Here is a 16,254-nt window from a genome sequence, read left to right as displayed (position 1 = left end):
CCTGACGGGGCGCCACCGGGAGCCCGTGCGCGGCCCCACGGCACGCCGTACCCTCGTGAGGTGCGTGGGGCCGGGGCCATATAGCCTTCGGCCATGACCTCCCCGCGTTTCCCGGCCAGCCGCCGTCGCGCCGTGGCCGCCCTCGGCGCCGTGTCCGCCGGACTCCTCGCCCTGTCCGCCTGCGACAAGCCGACTCCGCTGGCCACCGTGACGGTGGGCACGACGTCGGTGAACTCGGAGGCCGCCTGCTACCAGGACGGTGACCCGCTGAAGGCCGCCGACGTGCAGAAGTGCCTGAAGGAGACCGACGACGTCAAGACCGTCAAGGTCGACCCGGACGCGACCGTCCGCTTCGGCGTGGACCCGAAGATCGCCGACAACGGCTGGACGATCCTGATGAACGGCCAGCCGCTCACGGAGTCCAGCAAGAAGACGTACCGGACGATCCCCGGCAGCGTGTTCTTCAACCAGCAGTACGGGGGCGGCGCGAAGGGCTCCACGATCTCCATCCTGGAGGGCTCCGGCCAGAAGGCGTTCGGCCTGTGGTCCTTCAAGATCGAGAAGGACGACTGACCCCGGCCATGCGTGTCCTCGTCGCCACCGCCGTCCCCGCCGAACGGGACGCGGTGGCGCGCGCGTTCCCGGGCCCGCCCGCGACGCACCCGCTGCCCGGCCTCGTCCTGCACGCGCTCGGTACCGCGACCGGCCTGGCGGGCCCTGCGGCCCCCGCGCCCGCCGTGCACGTCGTGGCCGCCGGGGTGGGCCCCGCCGCGGCGGCGGCCGGCACGGCGACGGCGCTCACCGCCGCCGCGCTCGCCGCGCGCCCCTACGATCTGGTGATCTCGGCGGGCATCGGCGGCGGTTTCGCGCCCGGTGCCCCGCTCGGCGCGATCGTCGTCTCCGACGCGATCATCGGGGCCGACCTCGGCGCGCAGACCGCCGAGGGCTTCGTCCCGGTCACCTCGCTCGGCTTCGGCACCGACACGCACGAGCCGCCGGCCGCGCTCGTGCGGTCCTTCGTCCGGGCCCTGAGCGCCGAACCGGCCCCCGCGCTGACCGAACCCGCCGCCCCGCTCACCGTGCTCGTGGGCCCCGCCCTCACCGTGTCGACGGTGACCGGTACGGCGGCGGGCGCCGCGGCGCTGCGCTCCCGCCACCCGCGGGCGCTGAGCGAGGGCATGGAGGGCTTCGGGGTCGCCGAGGCCGCCGCCGCGCACGGCGTCCCGGCGCTGGAGATCCGCGCCGTCTCCAACACGGTGGGCCCGCGCGACCGGGCTGCCTGGCGCGTCGGCGAGGCCCTGACCAGCCTGAGCACGGCCTTCACGGCGCTCCTCCCGGTCCTCACGGCCTGAGCGGTCCGCGAGCCGTCCGCGAGCCGCTGCGGGGGCCGGACCGGTTCCGCCGCCGACCCCGGGCCGCCGCTCCGTCGCCGTCGGGCGCACTATGGCTGGGGCACCAGAGAAGGAGAAGCACATGACGACGGCAGAGACGACCGGCACGACCGAGGCGACCGAGGCGACCGGCACGAGCGGCGAGCCGCGCCGACAGGACGGTCCCGGCACGCCCGCCCTGCGGATCGCGTACTCGCCCTGCCCCAACGACACCTTCGTCTTCGACGCGTGGGCCCACGGCCGGGTCCCGGGGGCGGCGGCCCCCGAGGTCACCTTCGCCGACATCGACGTCACCAACGGCATCGCGGAGCGCGGCGGCGAGAGCTCCCCCGAGGTCCTGAAGGTCTCGTACGCCGTGCTGCCCTACGTCCTCGACGAGTACGCGCTGCTGCCGTGCGGCGGCGCCCTGGGCCGGGGCTGCGGCCCGCTGGTCCTGACGAAGGAACCGGGCCGGGACCTGAGCGGCGCCCGCGTCGCCGTCCCGAGCGAGCGTTCGACGGCTTACCTGCTGTTCCGGCTGTGGGCCGCCGACACGATCCCCGGCGGGGTCGGCGAGATCGTCGTCATGCCCTTCCACGAGATCATGCCGGCCGTGCGCGACGGCGCGGTCGACGCGGGACTCGTCATCCACGAGGCCCGCTTCACCTTCCAGAACTACGGTCTGCACCGCGCCGCCGACATGGGCGAGCACTGGGAGAACACCACCGGGCTGCCGATCCCGCTCGGCGCGATCGTCGCCAAGCGGGACCTGGGCGCCGAGCGCCTGAGCGCCCTCGCCGACACGATCCGCGCCTCGGTCCGGATGGCCTGGGCCGAGCCGGAGGTCTCCCGCCCCTACGTCCTCGCGCACTCCCAGGAGATGGACCCGGCCGTCGCGGACCAGCACATCGGCCTGTACGTCAACGAGTTCACCGAGGACCTCGGCGAGGACGGCTACGCCGCGATCCGGGGCCTGCTGGAGCGCGCCGCCACCGAGGGGCTCGTACCGGCCCTTGGCCCGGACGCGCTGCGCTTCCCGTAACGGGGCCTTCCCGTAACGGGGCCGCCGCGTACGCCGCACGCGCGCACCACCCGCGCGCCGCGCGCACCGGCCCGGCCCGGCCCCGTACGCCGAGAGAGCCACCCGACGTCTTCGTCCGGGTGGCTCTCCTCCCGCTCACGCGTCCGGTGCTACACCGCGTGCCTCACACGTCGAGCTGGTCGGCGACGGCGCGCAGCAGTCCCGCGACCTTCGCGCCGCTGGCGCGGTCGGGGTAGCGGCCGCGCTCCAGCTGGCGTCCCACGCCCTCCAGCAGAGTCGTCAGGTCCTGGACGATCGAGGCGAGTTCGTCGGGCTTGCGGCGCTGGGCGGCGGCCACGGAAGGGGCCGGGTCGAGCACCACGACGGAGAGCGCCTGGTCACCCCGCTGCCCCGCGACCACGCCGAACTCGACGCGCTGGCCCGGCTTCAGTGTCTCGACCCCGTCGGGCAGCACGGACGAATGGACGAAGACGTCGCCGCCGTCGTCGCGGGAGAGGAAACCGAAGCCCTTCTCGCTGTTGAACCACTTGACCTTGCCGGTAGGCACCTGAAGTCCTCGTCCTCGTACTCTGCGGCCGTTCTCCACAGTGAAAACGGCTCCGGATAGCACAGCAGCGGGCCATCGGGACCCGCCGTGACCCAGGCTAGTGCTCCGGGGGCCGCTGACAAGACGCACCGGGCGCATACCTGGGCCTTGGAACTACCCTGGTGCGGTGCGTGACAAAACCACCGTCCACGAGCGCGGCCCCGGCGACCGGCTCGTCATGACCGGCACCGTCCTCTTCGTCGTCGGCGCCCTCGCCACCCTGGTCACGATCGCCCCGCTGCTGCTGGGCACCGACCCCTTCCCCACCGTCGCCTACGCCGTGTGCATGCTGATGGCCGTGGGCTTCGTGACGGCCGCCGTCGGCCTGCTGTACGGCGTCGCCGCGCAGCGGAGGTCGGCGGCGCGGGCGCGGGAGAGCCTGCCGACCGGGGGCGCCGGGGGCTGACGCCCCGTCGGCCGGGCCGCCGCCGCTCTCCCCCGTCGCGCGGCGACCCGGTGGTCCGGCCGGTAGCTCAGACGGCCGCCGAGCCCGCCGCGACGTGCCGGGCGAGCCAGCCGGGGAACTCGGTCAGATCGCGCAGGACGACGTCGGCCCCGGCCGCGCCGAGTTCGGCCGGGTCGCAGGGGCCGGTGGCGACGGCGACCGACAGGGCCCCGGCCGTGCGGGCACCCCGTACGTCGCCGGTGTGGTCGCCGACGTAGACCGAGGCGCCGTGCTCGCGCAGCGCCTCACCCTTGGCCTCCGCCCACAGCCCGCCGATCAGCAGGTCGGGTTCGATACCCAGGTGCTTCAGGTGCAGGGCGGCGCTCGGTTCGTACTTCGCCGTCACCACGAGCACCCTGCCGCCGGCCGCCCGGACCGCGTCCATCGCCTCGCGCGCCCCCGGCATCGACAGCGAGCCGGTGATCGCGTACGAGGGGTACAGCGCGCGGTAGCGCTCACTCATCCCGGCGACCTGCCCGGCCGGGAACCAGTTCGCCAGCTCCTGCTCCAGCGGCGGGCCCAGCCGGCTCGTCACCAGCTCGACGTCGATGTCCACGCCCGTCTCGGCCGCGAGCGCCGCGTAGACCGCGCCGATGCCGGGACGCGAGTCGATGAGCGTCATGTCGAGGTCGAAACCGACCACGGGCCCGGCGGCCGCGGCTCCCACTCCGGACGCCGCCGTGGGCGCGGAGGGCGTCCCGGCGGGGGCGGAGGGCGTCCCGGCAGGGGTGGAGGGCGTCCCGGCGGGGGCGGGATGCCGCGTGGTGCCGGGGGTGGTGGTGGCGGCGGTCGTGGTGGCCGTGGCGGTCGTGCTGGCCGCGGCGGTGGGGAGGTCCTCAGGCATGAGTCCAGTCTCGCAGGCCGGCCGCGAACCCCCCGGTCCTATACTTAGCCAAGCCTAAGCTGACCGTAACAGCCAGGCGCTGACCTATCCGTACCCATCGGGATGAACCACCGCACAACAGCCTGGATCGGGATTCATGGCCACCGCCACCACCGCCGCGCCCGGCCGGCGCACGCTGCTCGCCCGGCGCACCGGCTGGACGGTGACCGCCCTGCTCCTGCTGTGCGTCGCCGTCCTGCTGAGCCTCGCCGTCGGCGCCCGCACCCTCGCCTTCACGGACGTCCTGCACGTCCTGCTGCACGGCGGCGACTCGGACACCGCCGACATCGTCCTCCACCTGCGGCTGCCCCGGACCCTCGTCGGGCTCATGGTCGGCGCCGCGCTCGCCCTCGCGGGCACCGCGCTCCAGGGCATCACCCGCAATCCGATCGCCGACCCCGGCATCCTCGGCATCTCGCAGGGCTCCTCCGTCGGTGTCGTCCTCGCCATCGCCTTCTTCGGCGTGCACACGCTGAGCGGCTACGTGTGGTTCGCCTTCGCGGGCGCCGCGTTCGCCTCCGTCGCGGTGTACGCGATCGCGGCGAGCGGCCGGGGCGGGGCCACGCCCGTGAAACTCGCGCTGGGCGGCGCCGCGATCAACGCGCTGCTCGTCTCGGTGACCAGCGGGGTCCTCACGACGAAGGCGGCGGCCCTGGAGGAGTTCCGCTTCTGGAACGTCGGCTCGATCTCGGGACGCGACAGCGGCATCGTGAACGACGTGTGGCCGTTCCTGCTGATCGGCCTGGTCCTGGTGCTGTCGGTGGCGCGGGGACTGGACGCGCTCGCGCTGGGCGAGGACGTCGCCAAGGGCCTCGGCCAGCGCGTGGCGACGGTACGGATCGTCGCGGGTCTCGGCGCGACCGTGCTCACCGGGGTGGGCGTCGCGGCGGCCGGCCCGATCGCCTTCGTCGGCCTCGCCGTACCGCACATCGCCCGCGCGATCGTCGGCTCCGACCACCGCTGGGTCCTGCCGATGGCAGCCCTGATCGGCCCGGTCATGCTGCTCGTCTCCGACGTCGTCGGCCGGGTGGTCTTCCCGCCGAGCGAAGTACCGGCCGGAGTCATGACGGCCCTCATCGGCGTGCCGTTCCTCGTCACGCTGGTCCGCAGGAAGGCGGTGTCGGCATGAGTGACCGTACGGAGACGACGAGGCCGGCGAAGGACGTGCGGACCTCGGAGGTCGCGGGGGCGTCGACGGAGCGCGCGGAGGCGGCTGAGACGACCGGGACCGAGGGTGCCGTGCGGGCCGGGAAGAGCGTGCCGGGGGCGCGGGAGGGTTCGCTGTCCCTGTCTTCTCCGTCCCGGCCGGGGGCACGGGCGCGGTCCCGGCCCGCGGGGTACGCCGTCGTGCGCTTGGGCGGAGGCGGAGGGCGAGGGGGAGGGCGAGGGGGAGGGCGAGGGGGCCTCGGGAGGACGAGCAGCGGGTCCGGAGAGGCTTCCCGAGACGTTTCAGGAGGCGTTTCAGGACACGCTTCAGGAGGCTCCTCAGGAGGCGTTTCAGGAGGCTTCTCAGGACGAGTTCGCGGGCGCGCTTCCGGAGGCGGGATCTCCTTCCTCCTGCACCGGCGATCCGCCGTCGTCGCGGGCTGTCTGCTCGTCCTGCTCGCGCTGTCCTGCGTCGCGTACCTGAGCGTCGGCGAGGGCTTCGTGCCGCCCGCCGAGGTCGTCAAGGTGCTGCTCGGCCGGCCCTCCCCCGACGAACTGGTCGTCGGCACGCTGCGGCTGCCCCGCATGGTCGTGGGCCTCCTCGTGGGCCTGGCCTTCGGGGTGGCCGGGGCGCTCATCCAGACCGTCGCGCGCAATCCGCTCGCGAGCCCGGACATCATCGGCATCAGCCAGGGCGCCGGCGCCCTCACGGTCGGTGCGATGACGCTCGGCGTCACCTCGTACACCGTCCTCCCCTACCTGTCGGTCGCGGGCGGGATCGGCGCGGCGGCCCTCGTGTACTTCTTCGCGTGGCGCGGCGGCCTGCACGCGACGCGCTTCGTGCTCGTCGGCATCGGCTTCGCGATCGCGCTGCGCTCCCTGACGACGCTGTTCATGACCAAGGGCGACTATCTGGTCGCCCAGCAGGCCCAGGTGTGGATGACCGGCTCCCTCAACGGGCGGGGCTGGCCCGAGGCCCGCACCCTCGCCTGGGTGCTGCTCGTGATGCTGCCCCTCGTGCTGTGGGCGGCGCGCGCGCAGCGCACCGTCTCCATGGACGACGACACCGCGACGGCCCTCGGCGTCCGGCTGGGCCGGGTCCGCTTCGGCCTCGTCGCGGTCGGCGTGATCCTCGCGTCGGTGGCGACCGGGGCGGCCGGGCCGGTCGACTTCGTGGCGCTGCTCGCTCCGCAGATCACCCGCCGGCTGACCCGGAGCGCGCAGATCCCCCTGCTGTCCTCGGCGCTCGCCGGCGCCCTGATCGTGGTGCTGGGCGACCTGCTGGCCCGCCGCCTGTTCTCGCCCACCGAACTGCCGGTGGGCGTGCTGACGGCGGCGGTCGGGGCGCCGTATCTGATCTGGCTGATCGTGAGGCGCAGCGGCCCGCGCCGCTCCGCCGGTTCTGGAGGTACCGCATGACCGCCCGGCTCACGACGCGAGACCTGACGCTCGCGTACGAGGAACGCACCGTCGTCACCGGCCTGGACCTCGACGTGCCCGACGGCGCCGTGACGGTCGTCGTCGGCCCCAACGCCTGCGGCAAGTCGACGACGCTGCGCGCGCTCGGGCGGCTGCTGAAACCGCGCGGCGGGGCGGTGCTGCTGGACGGCGAATCCCTCGCGAAACTGCCGACCCGCCGTATCGCCCAGCAGATCGGGTTGCTGCCCCAGACCCCCGTCGCCCCCGACGCGATCACCGTCGGGGACCTCGTGGCGCGCGGCCGGCAGCCGCACCAGCGCTGGTGGCAGCAGTGGTCGGACGAGGACGAGCGCGCCGTCGCCGACGCGATGGAGCGCACCGACGTGTCGGCGCTCGCCGACCGCGCGGTGGACGAACTGTCCGGCGGTCAGCGCCAGCGCGTGTGGATCGCGATGGCCCTCGCCCAGGAGACCGAACTCCTCCTGCTGGACGAGCCCACCACCTACCTCGACATCTCCCATCAGGTGGAGGTCCTCGATCTGGTACGCCAGCTCAACCACGACCGGGGACGCACCGTGGTGATCGTCCTGCACGACCTGAACCAGGCCGCCCGCTACGCCGACCACCTGATCGCCATGAAGTCCGGCGAGGTCGTCGCCCAGGGCAGCCCCGCCCAGGTGGTGACCGCCGAACTCGTCGGCGAGGTCTTCGGCCTGGACTGCGTGGTCGTCCCCGACCCGGTGACGGGCTCCCCGCTCGTCGTTCCCGGCGCGCCGTGGCAGAGCGGTACGACGAGCGGCACCGGCGGGGCCGGCGCCCCCCGCGCCGGGAGCGCCGGCGACCACAGCCGGGAGCCGGCCACGACATAACCGGCGCCGGGCCACTTTCCGTACGAGGGACACGAGGAGAGACATGGCAACAGCGCGACAGACGAAGACGCGAGACCGCGAACCGGGAAGGGAACCGGGACGGGTGTCGGGACGCGTGCAGGGACGGGCGCCGGGACGGGTGCCAGGACGGGTGCCGGCGTCCGCGCCGGTGGGGACCCGCGTACGGGCGCGCGCGGGCGGCACGTTACGGACGACGACGGGACGCGCCGCCACGGCCCTGGCGGCGCTGCTGACGCTCGCCGCGCTGGCCACCGCGTGCGGCTCCTCCGGCGAGAACGGCGGGGACGGTTCGGAGAAGGGCGGCGGCGCGGCCGGGAACGCTTCCGCCGGGCCCGCGAAGGACCACGTGGTCGATACGGCGATGGGCCCCGTCCACCTCCCCGCGCACCCCCGGCGGGTCGTCGTCCTCGACACGGCGGAACTCGACTCCGCGATCACTCTGGGCGTCACACCCGTCGGCTCGGTGAAGGCCGGTGCCGCCTCCGACTTCCTCGACTACCTCCCGAAGTCCGCGGTCGCCGGCATAAGGAACGTCGGCGAGATCGCCGGCCCCGACCTGGAGGCCGTCGCCGCCCTGAAACCGGACCTCATCCTCACCAGCGAGGTCCGCGACGGCGCCCGCTACGAACAACTCAAGGCCATCGCGCCGACCGTCATGACGGAGAGCACGGGCTACCCCTGGAAGCAGAACTTCCGACTGCACGCCCAGGCGCTGGGCCGCACGGCCGAGGCGAAACGCGTCGAGGCCGCCTACACGGACAAGGTCGCGAAGGTCCGCGCCGCGATCGGCGGCGCGGAGCAGGCGGCCGCGACCTCCGTGAACGTCGTCCGCTTCGTGGAGGGTGCCGACATCCGCCTCTACGGCGACCGCACGTACATCGGCACGATCCTCAAGGACGTGGGCCTGGGCCGCCCCCCGATCGTCGCGAAGGCGAAGGACGGCTTCTCGTACGACGTGAGCCCCGAACGCATCGACCTCGCCGACGCGGACGTCATCTTCCACGCGACCTACGGCGACGCCCGCAAGTCCAAAGCCACCCAAGTCCTCGACAGCGGCCTGTGGAAGCGACTCCCCGCCCACAAGAACCACCGCGTCACCCCCGTGGACGACGAACTGTGGCTCCAGGGCATCGGCTACACCGCCGCCGACAAGATCCTCGACGAGCTGGAGGCCGGGGTACGGAAGGGGAAGAGCTGAGCACACCCGGGTCAGGGGAAGGGCTGAGCATGCCCGGGTAACGGGAAGGGCTGAGCACACCCGGGTAACGGGACGGGCTGAGCACACCCGGGTCAGGGGAAGGGCTGAGCATGCCCGGGTCAGCGGACGTGCCTCGGCCCGTCGGCGCGGCAGATCGCGGGTACCCGTCGCGACAACAGGTACCCGCCGGTGCCGACAAGACAACAGGTACCCGCCCGTCGCGACCACGGGAAGCAGACCGATAACGCCCTCGTGGGCCCGCCCGCCGAAGGCCGGGTTCACGTGGGCACCCGTCGAAGGCCGGTTTTTCGTGGGCCCGCCCGTCGAAGGCCGGGTTCACGTGGGCCCGTGTTGCCCCCCTTGTGCTCGCCGCCGGGCGGCGGGGTCCTCTTGGCGGGCGGTGGGGTCCTGTTAGCGGGCGGCGGGCTCCTCTTGGCGGGCGGCGGGGGGCCTGTTGGCGGGCGGCGGGGTCCTGTTAGCGGGCGGCGGGCCCCAGGTGGGCCCGGCGGCCCGCGTTCTCCTGGCCACCCCGCGCGCCCCTGGCCGTCCGGCGTCCACCGGTCCTCGGCGCGCCGACCAGTCCTCGGCGCGCCGACCAGTCCTCCCGCGTACCCGCTTCGCGACCTCCCTCCGCGCCGGGACCGTCACTTCACCTTCTGCGAGCGCCACACCACGAAGACCGCCGAGGCGATCGCGGCGCCCCGGATCACCCAGGGCCATGCCTCGGAGATGGCCGCGCTCATCTGGTCCTCGGCCAGCGGGGCGCCCCAGCGTTCCGTGCGGCGGCCCCACAGCCAGACGCCCGTGGTGACGACCGCGAGGGCCGGAATGCCCGCCACGGCCAGCTTGGACTCGGCGGGCGTCAGACGACGTGAGCCCCAGGCGAACAGCCAGCCGACCGCCAGCAGTATCCAGTTGCCCAGGACCGCGCCGACGACCAGCGAGGCCGCCGCCAGGAGCAGGAACGGATTCGAGAAAGAGGGCGGTCGCGGCACGCGCAGTCGGCGACGGGCACGCGGGTCACCGCCCACCACGACGGCCGCTCCCTCCACCACCGCCCCGTCACCGGCCGGCGCGTCCGTCCCCGCTGCCCCCTCGGCCGGGGCAGGGCGCCTGCCAAAGCCGTCCTCGTCCTCGAACGCGCCCGGACGACGCAGCAGTTCGGGGATCTCGATGCCGCCGACGAAACCGGCGACGCGATCCCCCGTACCGAACGGCCCGCTGTCCACCCGCCACCAGTCCGCGCCCGCGCCCGCCTCGTCCACGGGTCGCCCGGCGCCCGGCGGTTCCTCCCCCGAACCCAGGTCGTCCAGGCCGCCGGCACCCGGTGGACGCTGGGCCGGGACGCCCGGCTGCTTGGAGAGGTCGGGGCCGGGCGCCGCCCTACGGAACGTCCCCTTCCGGTGCGATCCCCCTCGCCCGGCCGCCCCCGCACCGCCCGACGCGGGGGCGGCCTCCCCACTGGGCTGTTCGGGAATGTGCGGCCCCGGGGCGACCGCGTCCACGATCTCCTCGGGGCTGCCCAGGCGCGCCAGGATGCGGCGCACGGCGGTCGGCGAATCGGGCGTCGCCGGGCGGGACCGACTGTGGTCGATCCTGCCTCGCAGGTCCGACACGAGTCGCATCCTCGTCGCGGACGGTAGTTGACGCTGCTGCGCCAGGTCACCGACCCGGCTCAGATAGTCGAAGACGAGCTGGTCGCTCTCGATCCCCACGCCGCCCCTCCGCCTCTCCGTCTCTCCGTGAAGTCCTCGGCCCACCGGCCGACCGGTCCTTGCCGGCTCACCGGTCCTTACCGGCCCGACGGCGGCCGTTCGTCGGTCGCCGTCCGCCGGTCACGATGACCGGCTGCCCGCCCCGGCCGCCCGGCCGCCGCCGCGCGTCGACGACCCGTCAGTTCCCCTGCCTCAGGGAGTCAACCGTGACGCTTACAGCCGCTCCGCGACCGCACGGACCGACGGTACCGCCCCGCTCGGCCACCCCACGAGGGGTCGCCGCTCCCGGTGGGAGGAGCTCGGGCCGCACGGGGGCTCACCGGGCGGCGTGATCACCGGGGTGGTGCGCCCCGGCGCGTCCCGTGCCGTGCGCCAACACCCCCGTGGGCGGCCGGGACCACCCCCGCCCCCTCCGTACCCGCTACCGTGGGCGGGATGAGCAGCCCTGCACCATCCGAGGACGAGTCGGCCCGGCGGCCGGCCCCGCGTTCGCTCGCCGAAGCGCTGCGCGCGCGGGACGACGCATCGCTGGCCGCGCTGCTGCGCACGCGGCCCGATCTGCTCAACCCGGTTCCCGTCGACCTCACCCAGCTCGCGACCCGCGCCGGGACCCGTGCGTCCGTGGTGCGGGCCCTGGAACGGCTCGACCGGTTCACCCTCCAGACCGCCGAGGCCCTGGCCGTAGCCCCCGAGCCGGCGCCCTACCCGGCTCTCGAACGCCTCCTGACCGGCGACGACGGCGATCCCGAAGTGGCCGCCGCCCTGCCGGGGGCCGTCGCCGAGCTGCGTGAACGCGCCCTCGTCTGGGGCGGGGAGGACCAGCTGCGCCTCGTACGCACCGCGCGCGAACTGCTCGCCCCCTCCCCCGCGCACCCCTCGCCGACCGGCCTCGGGCCGACCATCGCCGAGGCCACCGCCGGCATGTCGCCGGGCCGTCTGCAGTCCGTGCTCGTCGAGACCGGACTGTCCTCGACCCACGACTCGGTGAGCGCCGTGCGCGCGCTGACCAGGCTGTTCCAGGACCGGCAGCGCATGGCCGCCCTCCTCGACGAGGCTCCGACGGACGCCGTCGAGATCCTCGGCCGTCTCGTGTGGGGCCCGCCCTACGGTCAGGTCACCGCCGCTCCCGCCCCGCACCTGCGCTGGCTGCTGGATCGCGGGCTGCTGCTGCCCACCTCGCCGGGCACGGTCGTGCTGCCCCGGGAGGCCGCGCTGTATCTGCGCGGAGGCCGGGCCCACCGGCTCGTGGAGCCCCACCCGCCGCGGCTGACCGTCACCGTGGAGCGCGAGCCCACCGTGGTGGACGCTGCGGCGGCCGGGCAGGCGTACACGACGCTGAGCACCCTGGAGGACCTCCTCAAGGAATGGGGCGCCCCCAACGAGACCAACTGGTCGAAGACCAGGGGCACCGGCCCCTCCGTCCTGCGCGCCGGGGGCCTCAGCCAGCGCGACCTGAAGCGGACCGCGGCCTTCATGGAGGTCCCCGAGGACATCGCCGCGTTCTGGCTCGAACTCGCCCTCGCGGGCGGACTGCTGGCCTCGGACGGCGAGGCCGACGAGCACTACGCCCCGACCCCGTACTACGACGACTGGCTGGAACTCCCGCCCGCCGAACGCTGGGCGCCGCTCGCCGCCGCCTGGCTCCTCGCGACCCGGACCGCCGGACTGGTCGGCGGGAGTGACACCAAGGACCGCACGCTCTCCGCGCTCGGCCCGCACCTCGACCGGTCCGCCGCTCCCGAGGTACGCCGCCGGGTGCTCGAACTGCTCGCCGAACTCCCGCCGGGTGCCGTGCCCGAGCCGGATTCCGTCCTGGCCAGGCTGCGCTGGGAGCGGCCCCTGCGCGGGGCCGCCGCCGAAGGCGACCTGCGCTCGCGCATCGCCCGCTGGACGCTGTCCGAGGCCGAACTGATCGGCGTCACCGGGCGCGGAGCGCTGTCCGGCCAGGGCCGGGCCCTGCTCGGGGGCGACGCGAAGCAGGTGGTCTCCGCTCTCGCCCCCTATCTGCCGGAACCGCTGGACCACGTGCTGCTCCAGGCCGACCTCACGGCGGTGGCCCCCGGTCCGCTGGAACGGCCGCTCGCCGAACGGCTGTCCGTGCTCGCCGACATCGAGTCGAAGGGCGGCGCGACGGTCTACCGCTTCACGCCCGGTTCCGTGCGCCGCGCTCTGGACGCCGGCTACTCGGCCTCCGACGTGCACACCTTCCTCGCCTCGCACTCCCGTACGCCGGTGCCGCAGCCGCTCACCTACCTCGTGGACGACGTGGCCCGCCGCCACGGGCACCTGCGGGTGGGGGCCGCCGCCTCGTACGTACGCTGCGACGACGAGGCCGTACTCGACGAGATCATGGCCGACAAGCGGGCCCAGCCACTGCGGCTGCGGAGGCTCGCGCCCACCGTCGTCGCCGCGCAGATCGACCCGGCCGCGCTCCTCGACGGCCTGCGCTCCCTCGGTTTCGCGCCCGCCGCGGAGGGGCCCGGCGGCGACGTCCTCATCCGGCACACCCCGCAGCGGCGCACCCCGCAGCGGCGGGCGCCCGAGCCGGTGCCGGAAGGGCCGCCGCTGCCCGACGCGACGCTCCTGTCCGCGGCCGTGCGCGCGATCCGGGCCGGGGACTCGGCGGCGACCACCCCGCACAAGCCGCTGCCCAGGACCACGCCCCCGGCGACGCTGCCGCGCACCAGCCCGGCCGAGACGCTCGTGACGATGCAGAACGCCGTCCTCACCGGGGAACCCGTCTGGATCGGCTACATCAACGCCGAGGGCACCGCGAGCCAGCGGGTGATCGCTCCCGTACGGGTCGAGGGAGGGTTCGTCACCGGCTTCGACCACACCGCGGACGAGGTCCGCACCTACCCGCTGCACCGCGTCACGGGCGTCGCCGAGATCGAACCGCCTTCGGAGGGGCCCCGGCGATAGCCGGCGGCCGAGCCGGGCGGTCCGCGGGACCGCCGCCCCTCGGCTGCCGATCAGTCCGCGCTGAGCTTGCCGCCCTCCGGCGGGGGGCCGGCCGGCCGCGACCGCCGCGAGAGCCGCGAGGAGCGCCAAGTGGAGCGGAGCCGTTCGGTACGCGAGACACCATGAGGGGGCTCGGAGGTGTCGGCGGATACGGCGGCCGGCTCCGGAACCGGCTCCGGCCGGTTCACCACGACGGGCGCGGTGCGCCGCTGGAGGGAGCGGGCGAGCCGACGGCCGAGCAGCCAGTAGCCGAGCAGCGCGCCCGTCGTGTTGAGGATCACGTCGTCGACGTCGAAGGCCCGGCCCTCGATCACCGCGCCCTGCGCCATCTCGACCAGCACCATGACGAGCAGGGCCACGAAGAACACCCGGACGACCCGCAGCCGCCCCGGTACGAGCAGCGGGACCAGGACGCCGAAGGGCGCTCCGAGCAGCAGATTCCCCCCGGCCTGCTTGCAGGCCGCGAGGAAGGTGTACTCCTCCGCGTACTGCCGCAGCGAGTGTCCGGGCCGCAGATTGGAACCGGCGATGCCGTCCGAGGCGGGCGAGGGGGTGAGCGTCAGTTTCGCGAGAACCGCCGAGAACGCGACGAGCAGCACGAACGCGCACACCATCGCGAACGCTCGCAGAAGGGCACGGCCCCAGGGGCGGCGCGTCTCGGGCGGCCTGCCCCCGCCACTCCCGGTGAGCGACTTCGGCCGCTCGGTCCCGGTGTCCTCCCGGACCCGGTGCGGCCCGCGTCCGGACCGCCAAGTCCTCGCCCGTAAGGCCGTCCTGTCGTGCTCCGGCTGCTGCGCCGCACGCGTCGTCATACAACCCGGATACCCGCGCCGGGCCCGGACACGCCGCCGGTGCGCGACACTGGTTGTTTGGCCCCGCCGTACCGGCCCCGTCGGCAGCGGCCCGCACAGGGCCCCGTAGCAGGAAAGGGAGAGCGTGAACGGACCTCTCATCGTGCAGAGCGACAAGACGCTGCTGCTCGAAGTCGACCACGAGCAGGCAGACGCCTGCCGCCGTGCCATCGCCCCGTTCGCGGAGCTGGAGCGGGCCCCCGAGCACATCCACACCTACCGCCTGACCCCGCTCGGCCTGTGGAACGCACGGGCCGCGGGGCACGACGCCGAGCAGGTCGTCGACGCGCTCGTCGCGCACTCCCGCTACCCGGTGCCGCACGCGCTGCTCGTCGACATCGCGGAGACGATGGCCCGCTACGGGCGGCTCACCCTCACCAAGCACCCCACGCACGGGCTCGTGCTGACCAGCACCGACCGGCCGGTGCTGGAGGAGGTGCTGCGCTCGAAGCGGATCGCGCCCCTGGTCGGGGAACGCGTCGACGCGGACACGGTGGTCGTGCACCCCTCCGAGCGCGGGCAGATCAAGCAGACCCTGCTCAAGCTGGGCTGGCCGGCCGAGGACCTCGCGGGCTACGTCGACGGGGAGGCGCACACCATCGACCTCGCCGAGGACGGCTGGGCCCTGCGGCCCTACCAGAAGCAGGCCGTGGAGAACTTCTGGCACGGCGGCTCCGGGGTCGTCGTGCTGCCCTGTGGAGCGGGCAAGACCCTGGTCGGCGCGGGTGCCATGGCCGAGGCCAAGGCGACGACGCTGATCCTGGTGACCAACACGGTCTCGGCGCGTCAGTGGAAGCACGAGCTGGTCAAGCGCACCTCGCTCACCGAGGACGAGATCGGTGAGTACAGCGGGACGAAGAAGGAGATCCGGCCGGTCACCATCGCCACCTATCAGGTGCTGACGACGAAGCGGAAGGGCGTCTACCCGCACCTCGAACTGTTCGACTCGCGGGACTGGGGCCTCATCGTCTACGACGAGGTGCACCTGCTGCCCGCGCCCGTGTTCAAGTTCACCGCCGATCTCCAGGCCAGGCGCCGGCTGGGCCTGACCGCGACGCTCGTGCGGGAGGACGGCCGCGAGTCGGACGTGTTCTCGCTGATCGGGCCGAAGCGCTTCGACGCGCCGTGGAAGGAGATCGAGGCGCAGGGCTACATCGCGCCCGCCGACTGCGTCGAGGTCCGGGTCAACCTGACGGACTCGGAGCGGCTCGCCTACGCAACGGCGGAGTCGGAGGAGAAGTACCGCTTCTGCGCGACGACCGCGACGAAGCAGCGCGTCACCAAGGCGCTCGTGCGCCGGCACCAGGGCGAGCAGACGCTCGTCATCGGTCAGTACATCGATCAGCTCGACGAGCTGGGCGCCGATCTGGACGCCCCCGTCATCAAGGGCGAGACCTCGAACGCGCAGCGCGAGAAGCTGTTCAACGCCTTCCGCGAGGGCGAGTTGTCGGTGCTCGTGGTGTCGAAGGTCGCCAACTTCTCCATCGACCTGCCGGAGGCGACCGTCGCCATCCAGGTCTCCGGTACCTTCGGCTCGCGGCAGGAGGAGGCCCAGCGGCTCGGGCGGGTCCTGCGCCCGAAGGCCGACGGACACGAAGCCCGCTTCTACTCGGTCGTCGCCCGCGACACGATCGACCAGGACTTCGCCGCCCACCGGCAGCGCTTCCTCGCCGAACAGGGCTACTCGTACCGCATCGTGGACTCGGAGGATCTGCTCGCGGACAGCTGAGCGCCACCGCGCGAGGGCG

Annotated in this window: 14 protein-coding genes; 10 read left to right on the top strand and 4 right to left on the bottom strand. The window is 74.0% G+C overall.

Annotated elements, in window-relative coordinates; translation table 11 throughout:
• Nucleotides 1-93: 93 nt before the first annotated feature.
• The 3 genes from ACFYMP_RS06680 (at nucleotide 94) to ACFYMP_RS06670 (ending at nucleotide 2,412) form a co-directional block, all read left to right on the top strand.
• The gene (locus ACFYMP_RS06680; protein ID WP_388851554.1) at nucleotides 94-573 is read left to right on the top strand and encodes a DUF2771 domain-containing protein; all 480 of its coding nucleotides are present in this window, start codon (nucleotides 94-96) and stop codon (nucleotides 571-573) included.
• 8 nt (nucleotides 574-581) lie between these two features.
• On the top strand, nucleotides 582-1,352 hold the full coding sequence (locus ACFYMP_RS06675) for a futalosine hydrolase (protein ID WP_388851551.1): 771 nt from the start codon (nucleotides 582-584) through the stop codon (nucleotides 1,350-1,352).
• 121 nt (nucleotides 1,353-1,473) lie between these two features.
• Nucleotides 1,474-2,412 (top strand): 1,4-dihydroxy-6-naphthoate synthase, encoded by a 939-nt coding sequence (locus ACFYMP_RS06670; RefSeq protein WP_388851547.1) that lies wholly within the window; start codon nucleotides 1,474-1,476, stop codon nucleotides 2,410-2,412.
• A 163-nt stretch (nucleotides 2,413-2,575) separates the two neighbouring features.
• On the opposite strand, the gene ACFYMP_RS06665 is transcribed toward ACFYMP_RS06670, so the two are convergent.
• The gene (locus ACFYMP_RS06665) at nucleotides 2,576-2,959 is read right to left on the bottom strand and encodes a cold-shock protein (RefSeq protein ID WP_388851544.1); all 384 of its coding nucleotides are present in this window, start codon (nucleotides 2,957-2,959) and stop codon (nucleotides 2,576-2,578) included.
• 217 nt (nucleotides 2,960-3,176) lie between these two features.
• Between ACFYMP_RS06665 and ACFYMP_RS06660 the strand changes: the two genes are divergently transcribed.
• Nucleotides 3,177-3,404: a hypothetical protein gene (locus tag ACFYMP_RS06660; protein ID WP_388852279.1), complete on the top strand. Its 228-nt coding sequence runs from the start codon at nucleotides 3,177-3,179 to the stop codon at nucleotides 3,402-3,404.
• Between the two features lie 67 nt (nucleotides 3,405-3,471).
• On the opposite strand, the gene ACFYMP_RS06655 is transcribed toward ACFYMP_RS06660, so the two are convergent.
• Nucleotides 3,472-4,287, bottom strand: a complete 816-nt coding sequence (locus tag ACFYMP_RS06655; protein ID WP_388851541.1) for an HAD family hydrolase — start codon at nucleotides 4,285-4,287, stop codon at nucleotides 3,472-3,474.
• A gap of 136 nt (nucleotides 4,288-4,423) precedes the next feature.
• Here ACFYMP_RS06655 and ACFYMP_RS06650 point away from each other — a divergent pair, with 136 nt between their 5' ends.
• The 4 genes from ACFYMP_RS06650 to ACFYMP_RS06635 all read left to right on the top strand — a co-directional run bounded on the left by ACFYMP_RS06650 (nucleotide 4,424) and on the right by ACFYMP_RS06635 (nucleotide 8,979).
• On the top strand, nucleotides 4,424-5,455 hold the full coding sequence (locus ACFYMP_RS06650) for a FecCD family ABC transporter permease (protein ID WP_388851538.1): 1,032 nt from the start codon (nucleotides 4,424-4,426) through the stop codon (nucleotides 5,453-5,455).
• 416 nt (nucleotides 5,456-5,871) lie between these two features.
• Nucleotides 5,872-6,891: a FecCD family ABC transporter permease gene (locus ACFYMP_RS06645; RefSeq protein WP_388852276.1), complete on the top strand. Its 1,020-nt coding sequence runs from the start codon at nucleotides 5,872-5,874 to the stop codon at nucleotides 6,889-6,891.
• On the top strand, nucleotides 6,888-7,760 hold the full coding sequence (locus ACFYMP_RS06640) for an ABC transporter ATP-binding protein (RefSeq protein ID WP_388851535.1): 873 nt from the start codon (nucleotides 6,888-6,890) through the stop codon (nucleotides 7,758-7,760). The genes ACFYMP_RS06645 and ACFYMP_RS06640 overlap by 4 nt, the downstream gene beginning before the upstream one ends.
• A gap of 169 nt (nucleotides 7,761-7,929) precedes the next feature.
• Complete coding sequence (locus ACFYMP_RS06635; RefSeq protein WP_388852273.1) at nucleotides 7,930-8,979, top strand: ABC transporter substrate-binding protein; 1,050 nt, start codon at nucleotides 7,930-7,932, stop codon at nucleotides 8,977-8,979.
• Between the two features lie 644 nt (nucleotides 8,980-9,623).
• Here ACFYMP_RS06635 and ACFYMP_RS06630 read toward each other — a convergent pair.
• The gene (locus ACFYMP_RS06630) at nucleotides 9,624-10,694 is read right to left on the bottom strand and encodes an HAAS signaling domain-containing protein (protein ID WP_388851532.1); all 1,071 of its coding nucleotides are present in this window, start codon (nucleotides 10,692-10,694) and stop codon (nucleotides 9,624-9,626) included.
• Between the two features lie 435 nt (nucleotides 10,695-11,129).
• Between ACFYMP_RS06630 and ACFYMP_RS06625 the strand changes: the two genes are divergently transcribed.
• On the top strand, nucleotides 11,130-13,616 hold the full coding sequence (locus ACFYMP_RS06625) for a helicase-associated domain-containing protein (RefSeq protein WP_388851529.1): 2,487 nt from the start codon (nucleotides 11,130-11,132) through the stop codon (nucleotides 13,614-13,616).
• Nucleotides 13,617-13,666: 50 nt separating this feature from the next.
• On the opposite strand, the gene ACFYMP_RS06620 is transcribed toward ACFYMP_RS06625, so the two are convergent.
• Complete coding sequence (locus tag ACFYMP_RS06620; protein ID WP_388851526.1) at nucleotides 13,667-14,467, bottom strand: VanZ family protein; 801 nt, start codon at nucleotides 14,465-14,467, stop codon at nucleotides 13,667-13,669.
• Nucleotides 14,468-14,591: 124 nt separating this feature from the next.
• On the opposite strand from ACFYMP_RS06620, the gene ACFYMP_RS06615 reads away from it, so the two are divergent.
• Complete coding sequence (locus tag ACFYMP_RS06615) at nucleotides 14,592-16,235, top strand: DNA repair helicase XPB (RefSeq protein WP_388851523.1); 1,644 nt, start codon at nucleotides 14,592-14,594, stop codon at nucleotides 16,233-16,235.
• Nucleotides 16,236-16,254 lie beyond the last annotated feature (19 nt).

This window comes from Streptomyces sp. NPDC007088 (genome assembly GCF_042869355.1).
In the GTDB taxonomy this organism is placed as follows: domain Bacteria; phylum Actinomycetota; class Actinomycetes; order Streptomycetales; family Streptomycetaceae; genus Streptomyces.
The sequence above is the reverse complement of the archived record's forward strand: the minus strand, read 5'-3'. Positions and strand labels throughout refer to the sequence as shown.